The sequence below is a fragment of the Zoogloea sp. genome (assembly GCF_041904905.1).
Classification (GTDB): Bacteria; Pseudomonadota; Gammaproteobacteria; order Burkholderiales; family Rhodocyclaceae; genus Zoogloea.
In genome coordinates, this window is the sequence record NZ_JAYRMI010000032.1 from 1 (window position 1) to 25,062 (window position 25,062).

The 25,062-nt window shown below is 68.2% G+C and carries 22 protein-coding genes; 16 read left to right on the plus strand and 6 right to left on the minus strand.

What is annotated here, in order from left to right; all coding sequences use genetic code 11:
- Positions 1–156: 156 nt before the first annotated feature.
- From paaX to ACE3N6_RS10700, 3 genes are all read right to left on the minus strand, one after another.
- Positions 157–1,101 (minus strand): phenylacetic acid degradation operon negative regulatory protein PaaX, encoded by a 945-nt coding sequence (paaX, locus tag ACE3N6_RS10690; protein ID WP_374245588.1) that lies wholly within the window; start codon positions 1,099–1,101, stop codon positions 157–159.
- A gap of 92 nt (positions 1,102–1,193) precedes the next feature.
- On the minus strand, positions 1,194–2,243 hold the full coding sequence (locus tag ACE3N6_RS10695; protein ID WP_374245590.1) for a 2Fe-2S iron-sulfur cluster-binding protein: 1,050 nt from the start codon (positions 2,241–2,243) through the stop codon (positions 1,194–1,196).
- A gap of 91 nt (positions 2,244–2,334) precedes the next feature.
- Positions 2,335–3,363: a hypothetical protein gene (locus tag ACE3N6_RS10700; RefSeq protein ID WP_374245592.1), complete on the minus strand. Its 1,029-nt coding sequence runs from the start codon at positions 3,361–3,363 to the stop codon at positions 2,335–2,337.
- A 350-nt stretch (positions 3,364–3,713) separates the two neighbouring features.
- Between ACE3N6_RS10700 and paaN the strand changes: the two genes are divergently transcribed.
- The 13 genes from paaN (at position 3,714) to paaE (ending at position 16,890) form a co-directional block, all read left to right on the plus strand.
- Positions 3,714–5,381 carry a phenylacetic acid degradation protein PaaN gene (gene paaN, locus ACE3N6_RS10705; RefSeq protein WP_374245594.1) on the plus strand — a complete coding sequence of 556 codons (1,668 nt, stop codon included), beginning with the start codon at positions 3,714–3,716 and terminating at the stop codon, positions 5,379–5,381.
- 130 nt (positions 5,382–5,511) lie between these two features.
- Entirely contained in the window at positions 5,512–6,306 is a 795-nt protein-coding gene (gene paaG / locus ACE3N6_RS10710) for a 2-(1,2-epoxy-1,2-dihydrophenyl)acetyl-CoA isomerase PaaG (RefSeq protein WP_374245596.1), read from the plus strand.
- Positions 6,303–7,847, plus strand: coding sequence for a 3-hydroxyacyl-CoA dehydrogenase PaaH (gene paaH / locus ACE3N6_RS10715; RefSeq protein WP_374245598.1), 1,545 nt, complete (start codon positions 6,303–6,305; stop codon positions 7,845–7,847). Before paaG ends, paaH begins: the two co-directional genes overlap by 4 nt.
- Positions 7,840–8,310: a hydroxyphenylacetyl-CoA thioesterase PaaI gene (paaI, locus tag ACE3N6_RS10720; protein ID WP_374245600.1), complete on the plus strand. Its 471-nt coding sequence runs from the start codon at positions 7,840–7,842 to the stop codon at positions 8,308–8,310. Before paaH ends, paaI begins: the two co-directional genes overlap by 8 nt.
- 44 nt (positions 8,311–8,354) lie before the next feature.
- On the plus strand, positions 8,355–9,680 hold the full coding sequence (paaK, locus tag ACE3N6_RS10725; protein WP_374245602.1) for a phenylacetate--CoA ligase PaaK: 1,326 nt from the start codon (positions 8,355–8,357) through the stop codon (positions 9,678–9,680).
- A gap of 13 nt (positions 9,681–9,693) precedes the next feature.
- Positions 9,694–10,899 carry a 3-oxoadipyl-CoA thiolase gene (gene pcaF, locus ACE3N6_RS10730; RefSeq protein ID WP_374245604.1) on the plus strand — a complete coding sequence of 402 codons (1,206 nt, stop codon included), beginning with the start codon at positions 9,694–9,696 and terminating at the stop codon, positions 10,897–10,899.
- 28 nt (positions 10,900–10,927) lie between these two features.
- Positions 10,928–12,079: an ABC transporter substrate-binding protein gene (locus ACE3N6_RS10735; RefSeq protein WP_374245606.1), complete on the plus strand. Its 1,152-nt coding sequence runs from the start codon at positions 10,928–10,930 to the stop codon at positions 12,077–12,079.
- A 115-nt stretch (positions 12,080–12,194) separates the two neighbouring features.
- A complete protein-coding gene (locus ACE3N6_RS10740) occupies positions 12,195–12,983 on the plus strand; it encodes an enoyl-CoA hydratase/isomerase family protein (protein WP_374245608.1) in 789 nt (262 codons plus the stop codon).
- Positions 12,984–13,022: 39 nt separating this feature from the next.
- Complete coding sequence (gene paaA, locus ACE3N6_RS10745) at positions 13,023–14,036, plus strand: 1,2-phenylacetyl-CoA epoxidase subunit PaaA (RefSeq protein ID WP_374245610.1); 1,014 nt, start codon at positions 13,023–13,025, stop codon at positions 14,034–14,036.
- Entirely contained in the window at positions 14,033–14,338 is a 306-nt protein-coding gene (paaB, locus tag ACE3N6_RS10750) for a 1,2-phenylacetyl-CoA epoxidase subunit PaaB (RefSeq protein WP_374245612.1), read from the plus strand. Before paaA ends, paaB begins: the two co-directional genes overlap by 4 nt.
- On the plus strand, positions 14,338–15,120 hold the full coding sequence (paaC, locus tag ACE3N6_RS10755) for a 1,2-phenylacetyl-CoA epoxidase subunit PaaC (RefSeq protein ID WP_374245614.1): 783 nt from the start codon (positions 14,338–14,340) through the stop codon (positions 15,118–15,120). The genes paaB and paaC overlap by 1 nt, the downstream gene beginning before the upstream one ends.
- A gap of 19 nt (positions 15,121–15,139) precedes the next feature.
- Positions 15,140–15,655: a 1,2-phenylacetyl-CoA epoxidase subunit PaaD gene (paaD, locus tag ACE3N6_RS10760; protein WP_374245652.1), complete on the plus strand. Its 516-nt coding sequence runs from the start codon at positions 15,140–15,142 to the stop codon at positions 15,653–15,655.
- Positions 15,656–15,795: 140 nt separating this feature from the next.
- Entirely contained in the window at positions 15,796–16,890 is a 1,095-nt protein-coding gene (paaE, locus tag ACE3N6_RS10765; RefSeq protein WP_374245616.1) for a 1,2-phenylacetyl-CoA epoxidase subunit PaaE, read from the plus strand.
- 57 nt (positions 16,891–16,947) lie between these two features.
- Here the strand turns inward: paaE and ACE3N6_RS10770 are convergent, their stop codons facing one another.
- From ACE3N6_RS10770 to ACE3N6_RS10780, 3 genes are all read right to left on the minus strand, one after another.
- A complete protein-coding gene (locus tag ACE3N6_RS10770) occupies positions 16,948–18,999 on the minus strand; it encodes a methyl-accepting chemotaxis protein (protein WP_374245618.1) in 2,052 nt (683 codons plus the stop codon).
- Positions 19,000–19,333: 334 nt separating this feature from the next.
- The gene (locus ACE3N6_RS10775) at positions 19,334–20,536 is read right to left on the minus strand and encodes an ammonium transporter (protein ID WP_374245620.1); all 1,203 of its coding nucleotides are present in this window, start codon (positions 20,534–20,536) and stop codon (positions 19,334–19,336) included.
- Between the two features lie 190 nt (positions 20,537–20,726).
- Positions 20,727–21,512: a ferredoxin--NADP reductase gene (locus ACE3N6_RS10780; protein WP_374245622.1), complete on the minus strand. Its 786-nt coding sequence runs from the start codon at positions 21,510–21,512 to the stop codon at positions 20,727–20,729.
- 314 nt (positions 21,513–21,826) lie between these two features.
- Here ACE3N6_RS10780 and ACE3N6_RS10785 point away from each other — a divergent pair, with 314 nt between their 5' ends.
- The 3 genes from ACE3N6_RS10785 (at position 21,827) to ampD (ending at position 24,609) form a co-directional block, all read left to right on the plus strand.
- Positions 21,827–22,267 (plus strand): prepilin-type N-terminal cleavage/methylation domain-containing protein, encoded by a 441-nt coding sequence (locus ACE3N6_RS10785; protein ID WP_374245654.1) that lies wholly within the window; start codon positions 21,827–21,829, stop codon positions 22,265–22,267.
- Between the two features lie 117 nt (positions 22,268–22,384).
- Positions 22,385–23,995 carry a phosphoethanolamine transferase gene (locus ACE3N6_RS10790; RefSeq protein ID WP_374245624.1) on the plus strand — a complete coding sequence of 537 codons (1,611 nt, stop codon included), beginning with the start codon at positions 22,385–22,387 and terminating at the stop codon, positions 23,993–23,995.
- Positions 23,992–24,609, plus strand: coding sequence for a 1,6-anhydro-N-acetylmuramyl-L-alanine amidase AmpD (gene ampD, locus ACE3N6_RS10795; protein WP_374245626.1), 618 nt, complete (start codon positions 23,992–23,994; stop codon positions 24,607–24,609). Before ACE3N6_RS10790 ends, ampD begins: the two co-directional genes overlap by 4 nt.
- Positions 24,610–25,062 lie beyond the last annotated feature (453 nt).

The following is a 25,062-nucleotide window of genomic DNA, read 5'->3' on the forward strand; positions in this document are numbered from 1 at the left end:
GACGGCACCCGCACCTATCAGGATCTGACCCGGCGCTGCCTGGCGACGATGGTGGAGACGGCCCCGCTCACCGAGCCGGAGCCCGGCCGCAAGCGCTTCGAGATGCCGGACGTGGTGCCGCTGGTGGCCCTGAAGAAAAAGGGCTGAGGCGGGGGCTCAGGCCAGCGGGTCGTCCTCGCGGAAGCGCTCGTAGATGAGCTGGGAGGCCGGCGGGGTCTGGCCGCTGGCGAGCTGGAAGTGGGCGTCCAGGTGGCGCTCGGAGGGCGACAGCAGGCGCCGGTAGAGTTCCTTGCACAGCAGGCGCGCCTTCTGGCCGGGCCAGTCGGCGGGCAGCAGCACGTCGGGGAGTTCCGGGTCGCGCAGCAGCAGGCGGCGGTAGTCGTGGATGAGCAGGGTGCGCAGGTGGAAGCAGGTCTTGTCGTCGATGTCGCCGGCGGCGTCGGCGCGCACTTCGTCCAGCACCGGCTGGTAGCGCTCGACGAAGTCGTCGTAGACGCCCGCCAGGCGCTCGAGATTCCAGGCGCCATTGACCATGTCCACGTCGTTGGCGGCGGTGCCGAACTGGGCGTCGGCGGCCAGCAGCGGCTTGAGCTTGCCGAGGATGCCCGACAGCCCTTCGGCGTGGAGGGCGTCGAAGGCGGTGGTGAGGTCGGCGCCGGGATGCACGAAGCAGTCGCCGCCGAGCACCCCGAAACCCTGCCAGAACAGCGCCCGGCGCAGGCCGTCGCGTTCCTTCGGGGAGAGTTCGCCGACGGTGACGATGAGCCGCCAGCGGCGATCCCACAGGGGGGCGCTGGAGGCGTAGATGTGGCGCGAGGCGTCCTCGAAGCGGCGCTGGCCCGACGGGGTGAGCATGTAGTCGGCGCGGCGGCCGGAGGGCTCGGTGCGCAGCCACTCCTCCTTCACCAGCCGGAACACCGCGGTGCGCACCAGGCGCTCGTTGAGCCCGAGGGGTTCGAGCAGTTCGATCAGGCTGCCCAGCCAGATGCGGCTGCCGCGCGGCAGCACGGCATCGCCGAAGATCGAGATGATGAGCGAGCCGGCCTGAACACGGTCTTGCTGGCGGAAGTCGTCGAGACGTTGCTGGGCTGGGGAGAGCACGATCGGGCCGTCGGTTGCCAAGTGGCAGGCATAAAGATTGCTATTTTAGCGGCTCCCCCCGGCGCTGAACAGGCGACTTGCTCACCCGCGGGCTACAGGTTGAGCAGGTGGGCCGCATCGGGGATCTCGGGCTGCTGCCGGGCGAAGAAGCCTTCGGTGTGGATGTGCCCGGGTTGTGCGCCGAGGGCCTTCGCCGCAGCCACGCAGCTGTCGACGAAACCCGGGCTGCCGGCGGCGAAGACGGTGTGCTTCGACAGGTCGGAGAACAGCCCCGGCAGCACCGCGTCGACCCGCCCGGTCAGATAGCCGTCGCGCGTCTCGCGGGTGAGGGCGATCTTGTAGTCGAAGGCCCGGTGCTTGGTGCGCCACCAGGCCAGCAGGCCCTGGCTGTACACGTCGGCCTCGCTGCGGGCCGAGAAGAGCAGGGTGACGGGCTTCCTGAAGCCGCGGCGCAGGGCCGCCTCGGTGAGGGCCAGGATGGGCGCGAGGCCGGTGCCGGCGGCCAGGCACAGCACCGGGGTATCGACGCCCGGGTCGCCGATGAAGGTGCCGTAGGCGCCGGAGAGCTTGACGCTCTCGCCGACGCGCAGCGCGTCGTGCACCCAGTTGCTGGTCACGCCGCCGTCGGCGCGGGCCACCTGCAGCACCAGCTCGCCGTCGGGGCGCGGGGCGTTGGAGATGGAGTAGGCGCGGGGCGGGATGTCGGCGCGGGGGTTGCCGAGGGTGACGTACTGGCCGGGCCAGTAGCGGATCGGCTGGCCCACCGGACGCAGGCGCAGCTCCACCACCCGGTCGGCCAGCGGGCGCTTGTCGGTGACCACGAAGAGGGCGTCCTCGCGGGGCGGGAAGAGCTTGGGTCTGGCGTCTTCGGTGCCCCATTCGATGGTCAGCTCGTCGGAGATCGGCTTGGCCATGCACATCAGGCCATAGCCCTGACGGCGCTCTTCCTGCGACAGCGCCATGTCGAGCACCATGCCCTGGTCGAACTGACCGGCGGTGACCTTCACCTTGCACTCGCCGCAGGCGCCGGCGCGACAGTTGTTGGGCAGCGCGTAGCCTGCCTTTTCGAGGGCCATCAGCACGGTGTCGCCATAGGCGCATTCCACCGACTTGCCCGAGGGTTGCATGACGATGCGGGACATGGTTTTTTCTCAGTGAGGGGTAAGGAGTGAGGAGCGAAGAGGGGCGGCGCTTTTTCTCCTCACGCCTTACTCCTCACTCCTCACGCTTCAATCAGAAGACGGGAATGATGTCTTCCATCTCGATGTCGCTGATCTCCTGGCCGGTGATGCCCACTTCGGGGATTGCCGGGAAGGGGATGTTGTAGCGGTCGAGCACGCCCTTCAGGTTGATCATCGCGTTCTTCCAGTTCTGCAGCTTCATCTCGTAGGTGGGGATGCCGAAGCCGGCGCCGCGGGCCACCTCTTCGGCCTCGCGCTGGTTGGCGATGAAGTCGGCGGGCAGATCCCAGAACTCCATCGGCGGCTCGAACAGCACGGCCGACAGGAACAGGTAGCCGGCGCGGATCTGCTTGGTGACGATGGACTTGGTCTCGTCCTTCAGGCCCGGGTAGTCGCGCTCCATCACCGCCATGCAGATGGCCATGTGGCGGCCTTCGTCACGGCCGATGTGCTTGAAGCCTTCCTTGAAGACCGGCTCGCGGGAGTTGTCGAACATCTGCTTGAAGATGGTGGCGGCGGCGATCTCGCCCATCAGGAAGGAGCTGAACAGCACCGCCAGGTCGTACTTGGGCACGGCCTGCTTGTAGCCGGTCCAGTAGCGCGAGCCATTGAAGTACAGCCACTGCACGTTCTTCTGCAGGCGACGGCCCAGCTCGGTCTTGGGCTGGTAGGTGATCGGGTCCGGGTGGCCGAGCAGCTTGGTGATGGCCAGGCCGCACATGATCTCGTGGTTCTGCTCGTCGCGGGTCACCGAGAAGAAGCACTTTCGCACCGGGTCTTCCTCGTGCACCTCGTAGGTCTTGATGAGCGCTTCGGCAAACACCGGGGGCGCCGAGGCGTCGAACACCGACAGCAGGCTCCACCAGTAGGCGATGGATTCGCGCTCCTCCCAGGTGTAGCTGTCCACGTCCAGGGTGTCCCAGGGCAGCTTCTCCGGGTCCCAGTTTTCGCGCAAGGCCGCCTGCCAGACTTCCTGCAGCTTCTTGGTCTTGCTGTTCCACGACAGGGGATAGACGTTGGGCTGCTGGATCTCCGGCGGGAATTCCATCTTGTCTGCAAAGCGTTCCTTGTTGCTGGCCATGGTGCCTCCTCGTAGGTGTGTGATGAACCGTTTTTCACCGCGCCCATGTCCCTTGGGCTGGTGGGGTTAATAATGATACAAAAACAAAATAAACGTCAACAAAATTGTATCAATAAGGGGCGGCGGTGAAATCCGGCCATGTTTCGAAAGCGGCGCAAAGGCGGCGTTTTTTGGCAGAAAATACAGCTTAAAGCACTGACGAAAAACAAATTTTTATTGGTAGAAGTGGTTTTGAACTCCGGAATCTCGTCTTTTGCTACCCCAAAAATACGATACGAAACATTGACATTCATCAGGCTGATTTGTACTGTTTGCTCAAGCACCCCAAAACCAAGACAGGAGACAGCCCCATGACTCACCCCCTCTTCGAAAAGCACCGGGCCACGCTGGAAGGCGCCGTTGCCGCCATCGCGTCCCGCGGCTACTGGTCGGCCTACCCCGAGATGCCGAGCCCCAAGGCCTACGGCGAGAACGCGGCGGAAGAGGGCAAGCGGGCCTTCGAGGCCCACCTGGGCAAGGCCTTCGAGCTGGGCCAGCCCGGTCAGGCCGGCTGGCTGGCGGGCGAAAAATCGCCCTACGGCGTCGCGCTGGATGTGCAATACCCGGTGTGCGACCCGGAGGCGCTGATCGCCGCCGGCCTCGCCGCCATGAAGGGCTGGCAGGCCCTGGGCGCCGACGGCCGCACCGGGCTGTGCCTGGAGATCCTCGACCGCCTCAACAAGCAGAGCTTCGAGCTTGCCCACGCGGTGATGATGACCACCGGCCAGGGCTGGATGATGGCCTTCCAGGCCGGCGCCCCCCACGCCCAGGACCGCGGCCTGGAGGCCGTGGCCTACGCCTGGCGCGAGCAGCGCTTCGTGCCCGCCGAGGCCGTGTGGGAGAAGCCCCAGGGCAAGAACCCGGCGCTGGTCATGAAGAAGCACTTCGAGGTGGTCGGCCGCGGCGTGGGGCTGGTGATCGGCTGCGGCACCTTCCCCACCTGGAACACCTATCCGGGCCTGTTCGCGGCGCTCGCCACCGGCAACCCGGTGATCGTCAAGCCTCACAGCAACGCCATCCTGCCGGCGGCGATCACCGTGCGCACCATCCGCGCCGTGCTGGCCGAAAACGGCATCGACCCCAATCTGGTGAGCCTGTGCGTCACCGACAAGCGCGCCACCACCAAGGGCCTGGCCACCCACCCGGCGGTCAAGTCCATCGACTTCACCGGCGGCAACGTGTTCGGCCAGTGGCTGATCGACAACTGCCGTCAGGCCCAGGTGTACGCCGAGCTGGCCGGCGTGAACAACATCGTCATCGACTCCACCGACGCCTACAAGGCGATGCTGGGCAACCTCGCCTTCACCCTGTCGCTGTACTCCGGCCAGATGTGCACCACCTCCCAGGCCCTCTTCGTGCCGGCCGCCGGCATCCAGACCGAAGACGGCCCCAAGACTTACGACGAGGTGTGCGCCGATCTGGCCAGAGCCGTCGAGCGTTTCCTTGGCAAGCCCGAAGTGGCCCACGCCGTGCTGGGCGCGATCCAGTCCGCCGACACCCTCGAGCGCATCAAGCTCGCCAGCAGCGGCGAGCTGGGCAAGGTGGTGCTGGCCTCCAGCAAGCTCGACAACCCGGATTTCCCCGGCGCCGAAGTGCGCACCCCGGTGCTCATCGCCTGCGACGCCGCCGACGAGCGGCTGTACATGGAAGAGCGCTTCGGCCCGATCGCCTTCATCGTCAAGGTGGCCGACACCGCCGCCGCCATCGCCCTCTCCGAGCGCGTGGTGAGCACCCACGGCGCCCTCACCGCCGGCATCTACTCCACCCGGCAGGACGTCATCGACGCGATGACCGAAGCCACCTGGCGCAGCAAGGTCGCCCTGTCGATCAACCTCACCGGCGGCGTGTTCGTCAATCAGTCGGCGGCGTACTCCGACTACCACGGCACCGGCGGCAACCCGGCGGCCAATGCGTCCTACGCGGATTCGGCCTTCGTCGCCAACCGGTTCAGGGTGGTCCAGCGCCGTTATCACGTTTGAACCCGCGCATAAATCTGCTGCGCCCGCCCATCCCGGCCCTGCGATGCTCGCCGTACCCCTGTACGGCTGCGCTTCTCGAACCGGCCTGAACGGGCTCGCTACGATTTCTGCACGAGTTCAGGAGACAGACATGGAATTCAACAACATCCGCTTCACGGTCGAGGCCGGCGTGGCGCGCCTCACCCTCAACCGCCCGGACAAGCTCAACAGCTTCACCGGCGAGATGCACGCCGAGCTGCGCGTGGCGCTCGACTCGATCCAGGCGGACAAATCCGTGCGCGTGCTGGTGCTCACCGGTGCCGGCCGGGCCTTTTGCGCCGGCCAGGATCTGGCCGACCCGGACATGCAGCAGGTGGACGGCCGGATGCCGGACATCGGCAACGTCGTCGAAGCCAACTACAAGCCGCTGGTGCTGCGTCTGCAGAACCTGCGCGTGCCCACCATCGCCGCGGTGAACGGCATTGCGGCCGGCGCCGGCGCCAGCGTGGCGCTGGCCTGCGATCTGGTGGTGGCCAGCAAGTCGGCGTCCTTCCTCCAGGCCTTCAGCAAGATCGGCCTGGTGCCGGATACCGGCGGCACCTGGTTACTGCCCCAGCGGGTGGGCATGGCGCGGGCGATGGGCCTCGCCCTGCTGGCCGACAAGCTGCCCGCCGAGAAGGCCGCCGAGTGGGGCCTGATCTGGGAAGCCGTGGCCGACGACGCCTTCGCCGCCCGCGTCGACGCGCTGGCCACCCAGCTGGCCGCCATGCCCACCAAGGCGCTGGTGCGCACCCGCCAGGCCATGCACGCCGCGCCGGGCCACACGCTGGAGCTGCAGCTCTCCTTTGAAGGCAGCTTCATGCGCGAGCTGGGCTGGAGCCCGGACTACGCCGAAGGCGTCGCCGCCTTCATGGAAAAGCGCGCGCCCAGGTTCACGGGGGAATGAGCGTGGCCGAACTTTCCAAGCACGCCCTCGACACCTCCGCCATCGTCGCGGTGGTGGGCACCGGCGCGATGGGCGCCGGCATCGCCCAGGTGGCGGCGGCGGCGGGCCACACGGTCAAGCTGCTCGACACCCGCCCCGAGGCCGCGGCCAAGGCGGCGGCCGGCATCCGCGCGCAGTTTGGCAAGCTGGTCGAGAAGGGCCGCATGGCCGCCGACGCCGCCGAGGCGGCCGGGGCGCGGCTGTGCCCGGTCGAGCGGCTGGCGGATCTGGCCGACGCCGCGCTGGTGGTGGAGGCCATCGTCGAGCGCCTCGACGCCAAGCAAACGCTCTACCGCGACCTCGAAGCCATCGTCGGCGCCGACTGCATCTTCGGCACCAACACCTCGTCGATCTCCGTCACCGCCATCGGCGCAGCCCTTGCCCGGCCCGAGCGGCTGGCCGGCCTGCACTTCTTCAACCCCGCGCCGCTGATGGCGCTGGTGGAGATCGTCTCCGGCCTCGCCACCCACAAGGCGGTGGCCGACACCCTGTTCGCCACCGCGGCGGCCTGGGGCAAAACGCCGGTGCACACCCGTTCGACCCCGGGTTTCATCGTCAACCGCGTGGCCCGGCCGTACTACGGCGAAGCCATGCGCATCGCCACCGAAGGCGGCGCCGACGTGGCCACCCTCGACGCGGTGATGCGCGAGGCCGGCGGCTTCAAGATGGGCCCCTTCGAGCTGACCGACATGATCGGCCACGACGTGAACTTCGCGGTGAGCTGCTCGGTGTGGAACGCCTATTACAACGACCCGCGCTTCCAGCCCTCGCTGATCCAGCAGGAACTGGTGGATGCCGGCTTCTTCGGCCGCAAGTCGGGCCGGGGCTTTTACGACTACCGGGAAGGCGCCGAGCGCCCCGCACCCAAGACCTGCGTCGCCCAGCCCGCGCCGGCCGGCATCGTGCTCCACGGCCGCTCCGCCGCCGCCGAGGCCATCGCCGATCGGCTCTACGAGCGGGGTGTGGCCTACACCTGGGGCGAGGCCGACGACGGCCGCATCGCCGAGGTGGGCGACGCGGTGCTCTTCGTCACCGACGGGCGCACCGCCACCCAGCGCGCGGCCGAGACCGGCATCGCCAACACGGTGCTCGTCGATCTGGCCCTGGACTACGCCAAGGCCACCCGGCTGGCGGTGAGCGTGGCCCACAGCTGCTGGGCGCCCGCTGCGGCCGCCGCCACCGGCCTGCTGCAGGCCGCCGGTTTTGCGGTGTCGCGCTTCGGCGACGTGCCGGGCCTGGCGGTGATGCGCACCGTGGCCATGCTCGCCAACGAGGCCGCCGACGCGGTGAACCAGGGCGTGTGCGACGCCAAGGGCGCCGATTCGGCCATGCGCCTGGGCGTCAATTACCCCAAGGGGCCGCTGGCCTGGGCCGACGCCGTGGGCCTCGCCACCATCTGCCAGGTGCTCCGCAACCTGGGCCAGTTTTACGGCGACCCGCGCTACCGCGTCTCGCCGCTCATCCAGCAGTCGGTCTTTGCCGGAAAGGGCATCCATGACTAAGCACACCACCCCCGCCGAAGCCCAGGCGCTGGCCGAAGCCGTCGCCGCGGCCATGTTCGCCCGCGACCGCGCCGCCAACGCGCTGGGGATCAAGATCGAGCGCGTCGGGCCCGGCGTGTCGCACCTGTCGATGCCGGTGCGCGGCGACATGGTCAATGGCCACCACATCTGCCACGGCGGGCTGATCTTCGCGCTGGCCGACACCGCCTTCGCCTACGCCTGCAACAGCGACAACCGCAACACCGTGGCGTCCGCCTGTCACATCGACTTTCTGGCGCCGGGCATGGAGAACGACACCCTCGACGCCGCGGCGGTCGAGCGCTCCCAGTCGGGCCGAACCGGGGTGTACGACGTGACCGTGACGAGCCGCCAGAGCGGCAAGACCGTCGCCCTGTTCCGGGGCAAGAGCTACCGGATCGCCGGCGAGGTGATCGCCGGGCTGGCGGGCGAGCCGGCGGCCTGAGCGCCGCGCCAACCCGTCAAAACATACAAAGAGAGGAGACAAGCATGCCCACCAAGCGCCCCCAGACCGCCGATCTGGACCCGATCGAGAAGGCCAGCCGCGACGAGATCTCGGCCCTGCAGCTCGAACGCCTCAAGTGGTCGGTCCGCCACTGCTACGACAACGTGACGCCCTACCGCAAGCGCTGCCAGGAGAGGGGCGTCCATCCGGACGACCTGAAGCAGCTGGCCGATCTGGCCAGGTTCCCGTTCATGACCAAGACCGATCTGCGCGACAACTACCCCTTCGGCCTCTTCGCCGTGCCGCGCAACAAGGTGGCCCGCCTGCACGCCTCCAGCGGCACCACCGGCAAGTCGGTGGTGGTGGGCTACACCAAAAACGACCTGGACAACTGGGCCAACGTGGTGGCGCGCTCCATCCGCGCCGCCGGCGGCCTGCCGGGCGACATGGTGCACGTGGCCTACGGCTACGGGATGTTCACCGGCGGCCTGGGCGCCCATGCCGGCGCCGAGCGCCTGGGCTGTACCGTGGTGCCCATGTCCGGCGGCCAGACCGAGAAGCAGGTCCAGCAGATCATGGACTTCCGGCCCGACGTCATCATGGTCACCCCGTCCTACTCGCTGGTGATCGCCGAAGAGTTCGAGCGCCTGGGCATCAAGCCCGACGAGATCTCGCTCAAGGTCGGCATCTTCGGCGCCGAGCCGTGGGGGCAGGGCATGCGCGCCGAGATCGAGCGCAAGCTGGGCATCGACGCCATCGACATCTACGGCCTGACCGAAGTGATGGGCCCGGGCGTGGCCTGCGAGTGCATCGAGAGCAAGGACGGCCCGGTGATCTGGGAGGACCACTTCTACCCCGAGATCATCAACCCCGACACCGGCGAAGTGGTGGCCGACGGCGAGGAGGGCGAGCTGGTGTTCACCTCCCTCACCAAGGAAGCCTTCCCGGTGATCCGCTACCGCACCCGCGACCTCACCCGCCTGCTGCCGCCCACCTCGCGCGCCTTCCGCCGGATGGACCGCATCACCGGCCGCTCCGACGACATGCTCATCATCCGCGGCGTGAATGTCTTCCCGACCCAGATCGAGGAGCAGATCCTGCGCGACCCGCGCCTGTCGGGCAACTACCAGATCGTGCTGACCCGCGAAGGCCACATGGACGACGTGGAGGTGCGCTGCGAAGTCCAGCGCGAGCTATCGGGCAAGCTCAGCCGCGCGGCGGTCGAGGAGATCAGCCGCGGCCTGCAGCACCACATCAAGACCATCATCGGCATCTCCACCAAGATCCGCGTGATGGACTTCGACTCCATCCCGCGCACCCAGACCGGCAAGGCCCGTCGCGTGATCGACGAACGCCCCAAACAACTGTAAGGAGAACCGGTCGATGAACAACGCTTTCATCTGCGACGCCATCCGCACGCCCATCGGGCGCTACGGCGGCACCCTCGCCAGCGTGCGCGCCGACGACCTGGGCGCCATCCCGCTCAAGGCCCTGATGGCCCGCAACCCTCAGGTGGACTGGGCGGCCGTCGAGGACATCATCTACGGCTGTGCCAACCAGGCCGGCGAGGACAACCGCAACGTCGCCCGCATGTCCGGCCTGCTGGCCGGGCTGCCGGTGGAGGTGCCGGGCACCACGGTCAACCGCCTGTGCGGCTCCGGCATGGACGCGGTGGGCATCGCCGCCCGGGCCATCAAGTCCGGCGAGACCGGGCTGATGATCGCCGGCGGCGTCGAGAGCATGTCCCGCGCGCCCTTCGTGATGGGCAAGGCGGAGTCGGCGTTCTCGCGTAACGCCGCGATTTTTGATACCACCATCGGCTGGCGCTTCATCAACCCGGCGATGAAGAAGCTCTACGAGACCCACTCGATGCCGCAGACCGCGGACAACGTGGCCGAAGCGTTCTCCATCAACCGCGCCGACCAGGACGCCTTCGCGCTGCGCTCCCAGCAACGCTGGGCCGCCGCCCACGCTGCCGGCCGCTTTGCCGACGAGCTGGTGCCGGTGGAGATCCCCCGCAAGAAGGGCGACCCGATCGTCTTCGACACCGACGAGCACCCGCGCCCCGAGACCACGCTGGAGATGCTCGCCAAGCTGAAGGGCGTCAATGGCCCGGACATGACGGTGACCGCCGGCAACGCCTCCGGCGTGAATGACGGCGCCTGCGCGCTGCTGCTCGCCTCCGAGGCGGCTGCCGGCAAGTACGGCCTCACCCCCAAAGCCCGCGTGGTGGGCATGGCCACCGCCGGCCTGCTGCCGCGGATCATGGGTTTCGGCCCGGCGCCGGCCGTACGCAAGGTGCTGGCCCAGACCGGCCTCACGCTCGACCAGATGGACGTGATCGAGCTGAACGAAGCCTTTGCCGCCCAAGCTTTGGCGGTGCTGCGCGACCTGGGCCTCGCCGACGACGAAGCGCGGGTCAATCCCAACGGCGGCGCCATCGCCATGGGCCACCCGCTGGGTGCCAGCGGCGCCCGGCTGGTCACCGCCGCCATGTACGAACTCCACCGCCGCGGCGGCCGCTACGCGCTGTGCACCATGTGCATCGGCGTGGGGCAGGGCATCGCCATGGTCATCGAACGCGTCTGAGCCGTAACACCAAAGAGGAGACAAAACCATGAATAAAAGAACCACCCTGAAGACCCTGTTCGTCGGCACCGTGCTTGCCCTGGGTAGCTTTGCCGCGGTCGCCAACGAGCCGATCAAGATCGGCTCGATCCTGTCCGTCACCGGCCCGGCCGCCTTCCTGGGCGACCCGGAGCTGAAGACCCTCCAGCTCTACGTGGAGGACATCAACAAGAAGGGCGGCGTGCTCGGCCGCCAGATCCAGCTGGTGCACTACGACGACGGCAGCGACGCCAACAAGGCCAACGGCTTTGCCAAGCGCCTGATCGACGACGACAAGGTGGACCTGATCGTGGGCGGCACCACCACCGGCTCCACCATGTCCAGCGTGCCGCTGGTCGAGCGGGCGGGCGTGCCCTTCATCTCCCTGGCAGGCGCCGTCGTCATCGTCGAGCCGGTGAAGAAGTGGGTCTTCAAGACGCCCCACACCGACCGCATGGCCGCCGAGAAGGTGTTCGAGGACATGAAGAAGCGCGGCATCAGCAAGGTGGCGCTGCTCTCCGAGACCAGCGGCTTCGGCCAGTCCGGCAAGAAGGAGACCGAGGCTGTTGCCGCCAAGTACGGCGTGACCCTGGTGGCCAACGAGACCTACGGGCCCAAGGATACCGACATGAGCCCGCAGCTCACCAAGATCAAGAACACCGCCGGCGTGCAGGCCGTGTTCGTGTTCGGCCTGGGCCAGGGCCCGGCCATCGTCACCAAGAATTACCGCCAGCTGGGCATCGCGCTGCCCCTGTACCAATCCCACGGCGTGGCGTCGGACGAGTTCCTGAAGCTCGCCGGCCCCGCCGCCGAAGGCGTGCGCCTGCCGTCCCCGGCCCAGCTGATCCCCGAGAAGCTGCCCGCGGGCGACCCCCAGAAGCCCGTCGTGACCGCCTACGACAAGGCCTACAAGGAGCGCTACAAGCAGGACGTGTCCACCTTCGGCGGCTACGCCTACGACGGCCTGATGATCGCCGTCGATGCCATCAAGCGCGCCGGCTCCACCGACAAGGCCAAGGTTCGCGACGCCATCGAAGCCACCAAGGGCTTCGTGGGCACCAGCGGCACCTTCAACATGTCGCCCACCGACCACATGGGCCTCGACCTGTCGGCCTTCCGCATGCTCGAAGTGAAGGGCGGCGACTGGACCATTTCCAAATAAGGTCAGGAGTGAGGAGTAAGGGGTGGGGAGTCAGGCGCCGGCATCGCCTTCTTCAAGCCGGATGCCGCTGGCGCCCTCATGCCTTCCTCCTGACTCATCACTCCTTTCGATGATCATGGCTACTTACCAAACCCTGGAAATCGAACGCGCCGGCCGCGTGGCGACGATCTGGATGAACCGTCCGGCGGTGTTCAACGCCTTCGACGAGGCGCTGATCGCCGACCTGCGCGAGGCCTGCCTCGAGCTGGACGCCGACGCCAGCGTGCGCGTGGTGGTGCTGGGCGGGCGCGGGCGGCATTTCTCCGCCGGGGCCGACCTCAACTGGATGCGCCGCGCCGCCGGCTACACCGAAGCCGAGAACCTCGACGACGCCCGCCGCTTCAGCGCCATGCTGCGCGGCCTGTCGGAGATGTCCAAGCCCACCGTGGCGCGGGTGCAGGGCGCGGCCCTGGGCGGCGGCACCGGCCTCGCGGCGGCCTGCGACATGGCGATTGCGGCGTCCGACGCCAGCTTCTCCACGTCGGAAGTGAAGTTCGGAATCATCCCCGCGGTCATCAGCCCCTACGTGCTGCGCGCGGTCGGGCCGCGCCACGCGCTGCGCCTGTTCCAGAGCGCCGAGAAGATCGACGCCCAGCGGGCGCTGGCCATCGGGCTGGTGGGCGAGGTGGTGGCGCCGGATGAACTCGACGCGGCAGTGGCGAAGCTGGCCGACACCCTGGTCGGTTGCGCCCCCCAGGCCCAGAAGGCCGCCAAGGACCTGATCGCCGCGATCAACGCCCGCCCCATCGACGACGCGGTGAGCGAGGAGACCGCCCAGCGCATCGCCCGCCGGCGCGCCACCGACGAGGCCCGGGACGGCATCGCCGCCTTCCTCGAGAAGCGCCCCCCGACCTGGCTGCGCTGAAACGCGCCAGCCCCCGAACAACCCAGCAGGAGAACACTCATGTACACCCAAAGCTTCAGCGTGCCGGACAACGCCGGCCAGAAGACGGCGGCCAGGACCCCGTCCACCGAAGACCCGGAACTGATGGCCCGCTTCGATGCCCGCATCGACGCCGACGGCCGCATCGAACCGCAAGACTGGATGCCCGAGGCCTACCGCCGCACCCTGGTCCGCCAGATCAGCCAGCACGCCCACAGCGAGATCGTCGGCATGCTGCCCGAAGGCAACTGGATCTCCCGCGCGCCCAGCCTCAAGCGCAAGGCCATCCTCATCGCCAAGGTGCAGGACGAGGGCGGCCACGGCCTCTACCTCTACTCCGCCGCCGAAACGCTGGGCACCAGCCGCGGCGAGATGCTCGACGCCCTGCACAGCGGCCGCGCCAAGTACAGCTCGATCTTCAACTACCCCACCCTCAACTGGGCCGACGTGGGCGTGATCGGCTGGCTGGTGGATGGCGCCGCGATCATGAACCAGATCCCCCTGTGCCGCTGCTCCTACGGCCCCTACGCCCGCGCCATGGTGCGCGTGTGCAAGGAGGAATCCTTCCACCAGCGCCAGGGCTACGAAGCCCTGCTGGTGATGATGAAGGGCACCGACGCGCAGAAGGCGATGGTGCAGGACGCGGTGAACCGCTGGTGGTGGAAGTGCCTCGCCATGTTCGGGCCGCCGGATGCCGACAGCCCCAACAGCGCCCAGGGCATGCGCTGGGGCATCAAGCGCATCAGCAACGACGATCTGCGCCAGAAGTTCATCGACGCCACGGTGCCCCAGGCCCAGGTGCTCGGTGTCACGCTGCCCGACCCCGACCTCAAGTGGAACGAGGAACGCCAGCACCACGACTACGGCCAGATCGACTGGCAGGAGTTCTGGGACACCGTCGAAGGCAACGGCCCCTGCAACAAGGAACGCCTGTCCACCCGGGTCAAGGCCCACAACGACGGCCAGTGGGTTCGCGACGCGGCCCTGGCCTACGCCCGCAAACAACAAGAACGCGCCAACAAGGAGGCAGCATGAGCACCCCCAACACCCCCGCACTCAAGGAATGGCCCCTCTGGGAAGTCTTCGTCCGCAGCAAGCAGGGCCTCGAGCACAAGCACTGCGGCAGCCTGCACGCCGCCGACGCGGCCCAGGCGTTGCACATGGCGCGCGATGTTTACACCCGCCGCCAGGAAGGCGTGAGCATCTGGGTGGTGCCGTCGTCCGCCATCACCGCCAGCAACCCCGACGACAAGGGCGAGCTGTTCGACCCGGCGGCCGACAAGATCTATCGCCACCCGACCTTCTACGAGATCCCGGAAGAAGTGGGGCACATGTGATGAGCACGATCGCCGACTACATTGTCCATCTGGCCGACAACGCCGTGGTGCTGGGCCAGCGCAACGCCGAATGGTGCGGCCATGGCCCGATCCTCGAGGAAGATCTGGCCCTCGCCAACGTCAGCCTCGACTTGATCGGCCAGGCCCGGCTGCTCTACCAGCGTGCTGCCGCGCTGATCGGGGGCGATGCCACCGAAGACAGCCTCGCCTACTTCCGCGACGCGGCCGAGTTCTGCAACTACACGCTGCTGGAGCTGCCGCACCACGGCCCGCTGGTGGGCTACGCGGCGTCCGACCGCGACTACGCCACCACCATCGTGCGCAATTTTCTGTACTCCGCGCTGATGGTCCAGCTGTGGGACGGGCTCACCCGGTCGTCCGACAGCGAGCTGGCCGCCATCGCCGCCAAGTCGCTGAAGGAAGCCAGCTACCACCTGCACCACGCCCGCGACTGGCTGGTGCGGCTGGGCGACGGCACCGACGAATCCCACGCCCGGGTGCAGGCCGCGGTCGATCACCTGATGCCCTATACCGAGGAGTTCTGGACGCCCAGCCCGGCCGAAAGCGCCGCGGTGGCGACCGGCGTGGGCGTGGACGTGCGCCTGCTTCGGGCCGGCTGGGACGCGCTGGTCAATGACGCCTTCGCCGAAGCCACGGTGACCCGCCCGGCCTTCCGCGGCTACATCACCGAAGGCAAGGTGGGCGTGCATTCCGAGCACCTGGGCTTCCTGCTCACCGAGATGCAGAGCCTCGCCCGGGCGCACCCCGGCGCCACGTGGTGACGTCATGAGTGCGACGCCGATGCCAGCGCCGGCCCCGGACGCGCTCCTCGACCGGGTGCTCACCGCCCTCGACGGCCTCACCGACCCGGAGATTCCGGTTGTCACCCTGCGCGAGCTGGGCATCCTGCGCGATGTGCGGATGACCGACGACGGGCTGGAGGTGGTCATCACGCCCACCTACAGCGGTTGCCCGGCGATGGGGCAGATCGAGGACGACGTGCGCGCCACCCTCGCCGGCATCGGCATCGCCGCGCGGGTGGTCACCCGCCTGTCGCCGGCCTGGACCACCGACTGGATGAGCGAGGCCGCCAAGGAAAAGCTGCGCGCCTATGGCATCGCGCCACCCCACCGCCTGCCGACGCCGGAGGTGGGGGTGGTGCGCTTCATGCGCAAGCCCGTGGCCGAAACCGTGGCCTGCCCCCAGTGCGGCTCCACCCACACCACGCTCACGTCCCAGTTTGGCTCCACCGCCTGCAAGGCGCTGTACCGCTGCCTCGACTGCCGCGAGCCGTTCGACTATTTCAAACCGTATTGATGAGGCAGGGAGGCGTGAGGAGGGAGGCGTGAGGAGACCGGGCTGAAACATCGTGCGCTGGCGATCGTCAGCGCAACAGGATCGGTCAAGGCCTCCTCACGCCTCACTCTCATCTCCTCCCCGCTCCGAAGGAGCCCCCCATGTCAGCCCCCCGTTTCCACGACCTCACCGTCAAGCGCGTCAGCCCCGAAGCGGCTGGTGCGGTGGCGATCACCTTTGCCATCCCCGACGACGCCCGCGAGCGTTTCGCCTTCGAGCCGGGCCAGTTCCTCACCCTGCGCGCCACCATCGACGGCCAGGACGTGCGGCGCAGCTACTCCATCAGCTGCCCGCGCAGCCGCCTCGCCAAGGCCGGCGAGCTGGAGGTGGGCATCCGCCCCGTCGATGGCGGTCTGTTCTCCAACTGGGCGGCCCAGTCGGTCAAGGCTGGCGACACCATCCAGGCGATGCCGCCAGACGGCCGCTTCACGGTGAAGAAGCAGCGCGCGATACATCGGGTCGGCTTTGCGGCCGGATCCGGTATCACGCCGATCCTGTCCATCGCCGCCACCACGCTGGAGGAGCAGCCCGGCTCCAAGTTCACCCTGGTGTACGGCAACCGTCGCATGTCGTCGGTGATGTTCAACGAGGCGCTGCAGGATCTGAAGGACCGCTACCGCGACCGCCTCACCCTGATCCACGTGCTGTCCCGCCAGGCGCAGGAGGTGGATCTGCTCCAGGGGCGCATCGACACCGACAAGGTCAAGGCCATCGTTTCGGCGCTGCTGCCGGCGGCGAGCATGGACGAAGTCTTCATCTGTGGCCCCGAGGCGATGATCGACGCCACCCAGCAGGCGCTGCTCGAAGTGGGCGTGCGGCCCGACCGCATCTACACCGAGCGCTTCACCGCCAACACCCCGCTGCCCGCCGGCAAGGTGCCCACCGGCCCGCGCGATGCAGCCGGCGAGGCGGCCCGGTCGGTGGCCCTCACCGTCATCCTCGACGGCAAGGAGCACGAGATGGCGATGGCGCCCCACGAGCACGTGCTCGACGTGGCCCTCAACGCCGGGCTCGATCTGCCCTTCTCGTGCAAGGCCGGGGTGTGCTGCACCTGCCGCGCCAAGGTGATCGAGGGCAGCGTGGAGATGGACAAGAACTTCACGCTGGAGGCGGCCGAGATGGCCCAGGGCTTCGTGCTCAGTTGTCAGGCCCGGCCCACCTGCCGGCGCCTGCTGGTGAGCTTCGACGAGCGCTGACGCCCGTCCCAATGAAAACGGCCCGGTTGAACCCGGGCCGTTTTTGTTTGTGCTGCCTCAGTGTTCGACCCGGAAGCGGTCCACCGCCTCCGACATGCGGCGGGACAGGCGGGCGAGGGTGCTCGCCGCCGCCAGCGCCTCCCGGGCGGAGGCGTCGTTCTGGCCCGAGATGTGGCTGATGCGCGCCACCTCGTCGCCGATACCGCTGCTGGCCGCGGCCTGCTGACGCAGGCTGGCCGACATCTCGGCGGCAATCGTCGCCACCTCTTCGGCCCCGGCCTCGATCTCGCTCATCGTGCGGCCGGAGGCTTCCACCTTCTCCACCCCTGTGGCCACCTGCTCCCGCGCCGAGGCCATGCCCTGGATCGCGTCGCGGGTGCCGGTCTGGATGGATTCGACGACTCGGGCGATCTCCTGGGTGGAGGCCGCGGTGCGTTCGGCCAGCTTGCGCACCTCGTCGGCCACCACCGCAAAGCCGCGGCCCTGCTCGCCGGCGCGGGCGGCCTCGATGGCGGCGTTGAGGGCCAGCAGGTTGGTCTGGTCGGCCACTTCGCGGATCACCGACACCACCGTCGAGATGTGCCCGGAGGCTTCGCCAAGCTGCTGGATGCGTGCGGCGGCGGCGGAGACGGCCTGCTCGATGCTGCCCATCTGGGCGATCACGTGGCGGGTGGCCTCCTGGCCGCGGGCCGCCTGCTGGCGGGTCTCCCGGGTGTGGGCGTCGGCGCTGCGGGCGTTGTCGCTCACCTGCTGGATGCTCGCCGCCATCTCGCCCACGCCGTTGGCCATGGCGTGGGAGGCGTCGTTCTGGGTTGCGGCGGCGCCGGCCAGGGCCTCGGAGGTGCGCGAGAGGGTGGCCGCGGTGTCCTCGATCTCGGTGGCCTGCTGGCGCAGCTCGGCGATCAGCGCGCCCACGTTGCGGGCGGTGGCGTCGATGTTGTTGGCGATGATGTGCAGCTCGTTGCGGGTGCCTTCCTCGTGGGGCTCGTGGCGGATGCGCGCCTGCAGATCGCCCGCGCCGATCCGCCCGAGCACCTCGACGATGGCCTTCACCGGCCGCATCTGGTGGGTGATGAAGGCGTAGAGCAGCAGCGACAGCACCAGTGCCGCCACCGACGCCGCCACCAGGATGATGTTGCGCAGGGCGATGCTCTCGGCGGTGAAATCCTTCATGTAGCCGCCGCCCGCCACCACCAGGCCACCCAGGCTGTCGGTCTGCTCGTAGTAGGCGATCTTGGTCTGGATGCTGCCGTCGGCCTCCCGCCACGGGTAGGTCACGCTGCCGGCGCTGCCGGCGAGCATCTTGTCCAGGGGCTGGCCGCCGTCCGCGTCGCGGATCTCGGCGGCGTTCTTGCCCGCCAGCACCGGGTGAAAGATCACCAGCCCCTTCTCGCTGCCCTTGGCGCGGACCATGAAGGCGTAGCCCGTGGTGCCGAACCGGATGCTCTCCAGGGCAGTCTTGAGGCTGCCGAAGGCGCCGGTGAGGTCGAAGCCCACGAACAGCGCGCCCACCACCTTCCCGTCCTTGTCCCGGGCGGGGGTGTACTTGGTCATGTACTGGCGGCCGAATAGTTTGGCCACGCCCAGGTAGGTCTCGCCGGCGATCAGCCGGGCCTTGGCGGGGTGGTCGGCGGCCAGCGCGGTGCCCACGGCCCGCTCGCCGGCCTCGGTCTTGAGGGAGGTACTCACCCGCACGAAGTCGTCGCCCTTGCGCACGAACACGGTGGCCACGCCGCCGGAGGTGCGGGCGAAGTCGTCCACGGTGGTGAAGTCGAGGTTGATCGGCCGGCCTTGGTAGTCGAGGGTGGGGGTGTCCGCCGTGCCGACCCGGATGGGGCGGTCGGGGTGGAGCACGAAGGGCTCGGGGAAGCGGGACAGGAAGATCGACGACACCTTGTCGGTGAGGCCCACGCTGATCTCGTGGGTGGTGTCCACCAGCTGGCGCAGGCCGTGGATGTGGCCTTTCACCTCCCGGTCGGCGTGCTCCAGCCCCAGCCGGTAGGTGTAGGACGACACGAACAAGGCCAGCCCGAGGATCACCATTCCCCCGAGCAGGATGGATGCGCCAACGAACTGGTGGCTGAGGGACATCCGGTTGATCGATTTCATCGCTTTCCCCCACGCCCTCGACGGGCGTCCTCGATTTATAACTAAAGTAATAGGCAATGCTGATACGGCAATCCGGCCGGAATCTTGAGCCAGCCTGGGTTCCGGATGCATCGGGGTGTGACGGATGACCGCCCTTTGGCGCCCTGCCAGGAATGCGTCTGAGGAGGATTCTCATACTCATTCTGCCTGGGCGCTGCGCCCATCCTGACGGCCGGGCATCCTCGGGCGCAGTGGCCTTTGCGTCGCCGTGAGCCGCGCCCGGAAGGCCGGCCCCGAAATGCACAAGGCCCGGTCGAAACCGGGCCTTGCGGGGGGTGGAGCTTGCGGAGCGGGCTTACCAGTGGGTCTCCCGGTCCGGCGTGGCGGTGATCTTGTGGATCGTCAGGTCGGCGCCCTCGAATTCCTCTTCAGGGTCGAGGCGGATGCCGACGAGCTGCTTGAGCGTGCCATACACGATGGCGCCGCCCGCCAGTGCGATCGCGATGCCGGCCAAGGTGCCAGCCAGCTGGGCCACCAGGCTCACCCCGCCGATGCCGCCCAGCGCGGTGGTGCCGAAGATGCCCGCGGCGATGCCGCCCCAGGCGCCGCACAGGCCGTGCAGCGGCCACACGCCGAGCACGTCGTCGATCTTCCAGCGGTTCTGGGTGACGGTGAAGAGCTGCACGAAGAGCACGCCGGCGACGGTGCCGGTGGCCAGCGCGCCGATCGGGTGCATCAGGTCGGAGCCGGCACACACGGCCACCAGCCCGGCCAGGGGGCCGTTGTGGATGAAGCCCGGGTCGTTCTTGCCCAGCACCATCGCCGCCAGGGTGCCGCCGACCATCGCCATCAGCGAGTTGAGGGCCACCAGGCCGCTCACCTTGTCGAGGGTCTGGGCCGACATCACGTTGAAGCCGAACCAGCCTACGGTGAGGATCCACGCGCCCAGGGCCAGGAAGGGAATGTTGGATGGCGGGTGGGCGGCCACGTTGCCGTCCTTGGTGTAGCGGCCGCGGCGGGCGCCCAGCAGGAGCACGGCGGGTAGGGCGATCCAGCCACCCACGGCGTGCACCACCACCGAGCCGGCGAAGTCGTGGAACTTGGCGCCGGTGACGGCCTCCAGCCACGGCTGGATGCCGAAGTTGTCGTTCCAGGCGATGCCCTCGAAGAAGGGATACACGAAGCCGACCAGCAGGAAGGTGGCGATGCTCTGGGGGTGGAACTTGGCCCGCTCGGCGATGCCGCCGGAGATGATCGCCGGGATGGCCGCCGCGAAGGTGAGCAGGAAGAAGAACTTCACCATCTCGTAGCCGCTCTTCTGGGCCAGCACGTCGGCACCGGAGAAGAAGTTGACCCCGTAGGCCACGGTGTAGCCGATGAAGAAGTAGGCGATGGCCGACACGCAGAAGTCGGTCAGGATCTTGACCAGCGCGTTGACCTGGTTCTTCTTGCGGACGGTGCCGACCTCTAGGAAGGCGAAGCCTGCGTGCATCGCCAGCACCATGATGGCGCCGAGCAGCACGAAGAGGACGTTACTGGCGTTGCTTGATTGCTCCATTTTGGGCTCCAAAATCGAAGCGAAGCACCAAGCAGGTGCCGTGCCAGTTTAGCTTTTCGGGAAAGTCTAATTAATTCATCAACTTGATGCCAAGCTTGCATCGATTTGTCGCACTTTATTCGTGCATCGCCATTTTGACTGCACCAAAAACAGGCGCAGTTGCGGTGCGCGGCTCCCCGAGATGGGGCGCTTACCAGGCGTTCTCGACCGCGATGTGGCCCGGCGCCGCCAGTCGGCTCAGGCGGAAACCCCGTTCCATCAGCGCCTTGTGGGTGTCGCGCACCATGTCGGGGCTGCCGCAGATCATGAAACGGGAGTCGGCATCGGAAAAGGGCAGCCCGACGGCGGTTTCGAGCCCACCCTGGCGGATCAGCTCGGGGATGTGGGCGTGGAGCGCGCCGGGGGCGGTCTCGCGGGTGACCACCGGCTGGTAGATCAGCTTGTGGCCCTGGGCCGCCCACAACGGGTGCTGCCGCAGCGCGGCGATCTCGTCCCGATACGCCAGGTCTTCGGCGAGGCGGGCGCAGTGGACTAGGATCAGCCGGTCGAAGCGCTGCCAGGTGGATTCGTCCTGGAGGATGGACAGGTAGGGGGCGAGGCCGGTGCCGGTGCCGAGCATCCACAGGTCGCGGCCATCGGCGAAGCGGTCGGTGGTGAAGAAGCCGTTCGCGCTGCGCTCGATCATCACCTCGTCACCCACCGCCAACTGGGCGAGGCGCGAGGTGAAGGCACCGTCGGGCACCACGATGGAGTAGAACTCCAGGTGCTCGTCCCAGGTGGCCGAGGTCATCGAGTAGGCCCGCCACACCGGCGCCCCGTTCTCTTTCAGCAGCCCCAGCCGCGCAAACTGCCCGGGCACGAAGCGGAAGCCCGGCTCGCGGCTCAGGCGGAAGGACAGCAGACGCGGGCTCCAACGGTGCATCCAGAGAATGCGGGCCACGGTGCTGCGGGTGTTGACGTTGACGGCGGTGTCCATGCGGTGTGCTCTCGACGATATCGGCGGGCTGCCCGAAGGGACAGACCGCATCCCGCGTCGCTTCGTTCCGGCAGCGGCGGCGCGAATGACTGACGCATTTCGGCAAGGGGGTGACGAAAATCGTCACCTGAAGCCCGCTGCTGCGCTTGCCGCGGCGCTGGCGTGGGGGCGTCGCTTTGTTGAAAGTGTCTGATTCATAGACGTTTCGACCCGTCGGTCGGATTCTGGCACGGCGGTTGCATTAGCGTTGTCAGCCGGGTCTCGAGCCCGTTCTGGAATACCCATAATCTCTTGGAGATACGCACATGAAAGACATGAAGAAGCAAGGCGGTTTCACCCTGATCGAACTGATGATCGTCGTGGCCATCATCGGTATCCTGGCCGCCATCGCCGTTCCCCAGTACCAGCAGTTCCAGCGCAAGGCCAAGTTCTCCGACGTCGTGTCCCAGACCGCCGCCTACAAGTCCGCCGTTGAGCTGTGCATCCAGAACAACAACGGCAAGCTTACCGGTTGTGATACTGGTGCTAAGGATAATGATGGCGGCACGTGGTCGATCCCCGATGCAATCGCTGCTGGTGCAGGCAAGGGCAACCTCGACTCCCTGTCCGCCAAGGACGGTGTGATTACCGCAGCTGCCAAGAAGACTGGTGGTTTGGACGGCGAAACCTACGTGCTCACTCCGGTTCCGGGCACCGCCTCCATCACGTGGGCCACCAGCGGCACCTGCCGTACCGCTTCGCCCCCGATCTGCTGATTGTCGCAGGGCCTCCAGGCCACCCCGGCGGTGGCCTGACGCAACAAGCCCGGAATGGCGCAAGCCTTCCGGGCTTTGTTTTTGCAAGCTGAACCTCCCCACCCTGGAGCGCCTCCCGTGACCGGGCACTCGCAACCCTCCGATCCGCACCGCTTTAGCCGCTGGCCCGACAGCCTGCTGCTGGCCGTGCTGCTGCTGCCGGTACTGGCCTTGCCCCAGCGCTGGGGCGACCGGGCGGCCGGCGTGGGGGCGGTGCTGGCGCTGGTGCTGGTTGCGGCCAGCCTGCCGTGGCCGCGGCCGGTGCGTCTGCTGGCGCTGCCCTGCCTGCTGCTGGCGCCACCGGTGGCGTGGTACGCGTGGCGCTTCGGGGTGATGCCCGGCGACGAGCTGATGCTCGCCCTGCGCATGAGCGACGGTCGCAGCGCCGTCGAATTTCTCGCCGATGCAGCGCGGCAGTGGTCCACCTGGGCGGTGTTGATCCTCGAGGTGCTGGTGGCCCTGGCGCTGAAGCTTCGTCGCCCCTGGCCGGCGGCGTCGCGGTGGCGGCAGGTCGGGCTGCTCTGCGGGCTGGCCTATCTGGCCACGGGTTTCCTCCACGACAGCTTTCTGCGCACGCGGCTGCCGCTGCATCCGTGGGCCAGCCCCGAGCTGGTGCTGCGCACCTATCCGGTTTCCCTGGTCCAGCCGCTGGTGCTGCTGGCCACGCCGCGACCGGTGGTGGCGGCGATTGCGCCGGTGCGGGTGAAGGTGGACCCAGCGGCCCGCCATCGGCCCCAGACCTACGTGCTGGTGATCGGCGAATCGGCCCGCGCCGACCGGCTCGGCCTCAACGGCTACGGCCGGGATACGACGCCCATTCTGGGTGCCCTGCCCGGCGTGGTGAGCTTTCCCGATGTGCGCTCGGTGTCCGACTGCACCCACACCGCCGTCCCGGCCATGCTCACCATGAGCGACGCCGCCGGCATCGCCCGCCGCCCGCCGGACGAAGGGGCGCCCACCCTGTTCGACTATTTCGCCGCGGCCGGCTTCTTCACCGCCTTCGTGTCGATGCACGAGCCGGCGCTCGCCGAGGCCATCGGCATCCGCGCCGACCACGCCCGCAACCTGCGCTACCTCAACCCGGGCTCGCCGGTGCGGGACGACGCCCTGCTGCCCGAGCTGCGCCGCCTGCTGCTGGTGCCGCAGCCCCGCAAGTTCATCGTGCTGCAGCTCATCGGCAGCCACTTCGAGTACGAGCAGCGCTACCCGGCCGACTTCGACGTCTTCCACGGCGACGGCACGCCGGAGCGCGACCGTTCGGCCCGCTACGACAACAGCCTGCGCTATACCGACTGGATCCTCTCCCGCGTCATCGAGGCCCTGCACGGCGCCGAGGGCGAGGTGGTGCTGGCCTACGCCTCCGATCACGGCGAGAACCTCTACGACGACGCGCGGCAGCGCTACCAGCACTGCGGCAGCGTCACCCACTTCGACACCCGGCCGGCCACCCTCTTCTGGGCCGAGCGCCTTTACCGGCCGCAGTCGTGGCAGACGCTCGCCGCCAACCGGGGGCGTTACATCGGCCAGGAGATGGTGGGCGCCACGCTGCTCGATCTGGCCGGGGTGAGGGTGCCCGGCGTCGTGCTGCCCGACTCCCTCGCCGCTCCGCTCGTCGAGCGGGAGGTGCGCTACGTGCTGGACGGTGGCAAGCTCACCGGCTTTGCCCGGGACGGGAGCCTTGCCCCATGAATCCACGCAGGATCGTATCCCCCAACTGCGACGACCGCGCCCCCGGCGAGGCCGTCTCGCTCATCGTCATCCACGCCATCAGCCTGCCGCCCGACCGCTTCGGCGGCGAGGGGGTGGCGCAGTTGTTCACCAACTGCCTCGATCCGGCGGCCCATCCCTATTACGCAACGATCCATCACCTGCGGGTGTCGGCCCACTACTTCATTCGCCGCACCGGCGAGCCGATCGAGTTCGTGCCCCCCGAGCGGCGCGCCTGGCACGCCGGCGTCTCCAGCTGGCGGGGGCGCGAGCGCTGCAACGACTTCTCGGTGGGCATCGAGCTGGAAGGCTGCGACACGCTGCCCTTCGAGCCGGCCCAGTATGAGGCGCTGGCCCGCCTGCTGGCCGATCTCTGCGCGCGTTTCCCGGTGGAGGGGGTGACCGGCCACGCCGACGTCGCACCGGGCCGCAAGACCGACCCCGGGCCGTACTTCTCGTGGGGGCGCCTGCGCCGCGAACTGGCGCGCATCGGGCAGGGCGAACTCGCCGCGCGCATCGAGCCCGAAGGTGCCGTCGATGGCGACGACGGGGATCGGATGCGCTGGCCTTTTCCAGTCGCGGCGCGCCCTGGCTGAACGCTGCCGGGGGGCGGGCGAAAGCCGCTCCGGGGCTGGTTTTGCCCCGGTCGCCGGGCCCGGAGGCGCGCCAGCGCTGCCGCCCCGACAATGCTGCGGGCATCGCCCGGCAGCCGCCGGAGCGCCCCCGGGATTGACAAAATCCAGTCGAATCAATACAATGCGCTCTGTGTGCAATGCAGCACACATTTTTTTGGATCGTTTCTTGTTAAACGCCGGCGCAGAAACCGCCGCATGACCGGGCATCCCAAGCCGGTCACTGGCCAGAACCCTGGTCTGGTTTCCGCGTCATTTTTTGCACGCTGCCTGGTTGCACCAGCGTGTTTGGATCAACCCCTGGCGACCTAGTCTTTCGAGTGCCGTCGGCCGGTTTTTGTGGCTGACGAGTTGAACCCGGCCCTGCTTTTCGAGGGCTGTCGGGCGATACAAGCGGAACGCCTGCTCCCGGTTTTC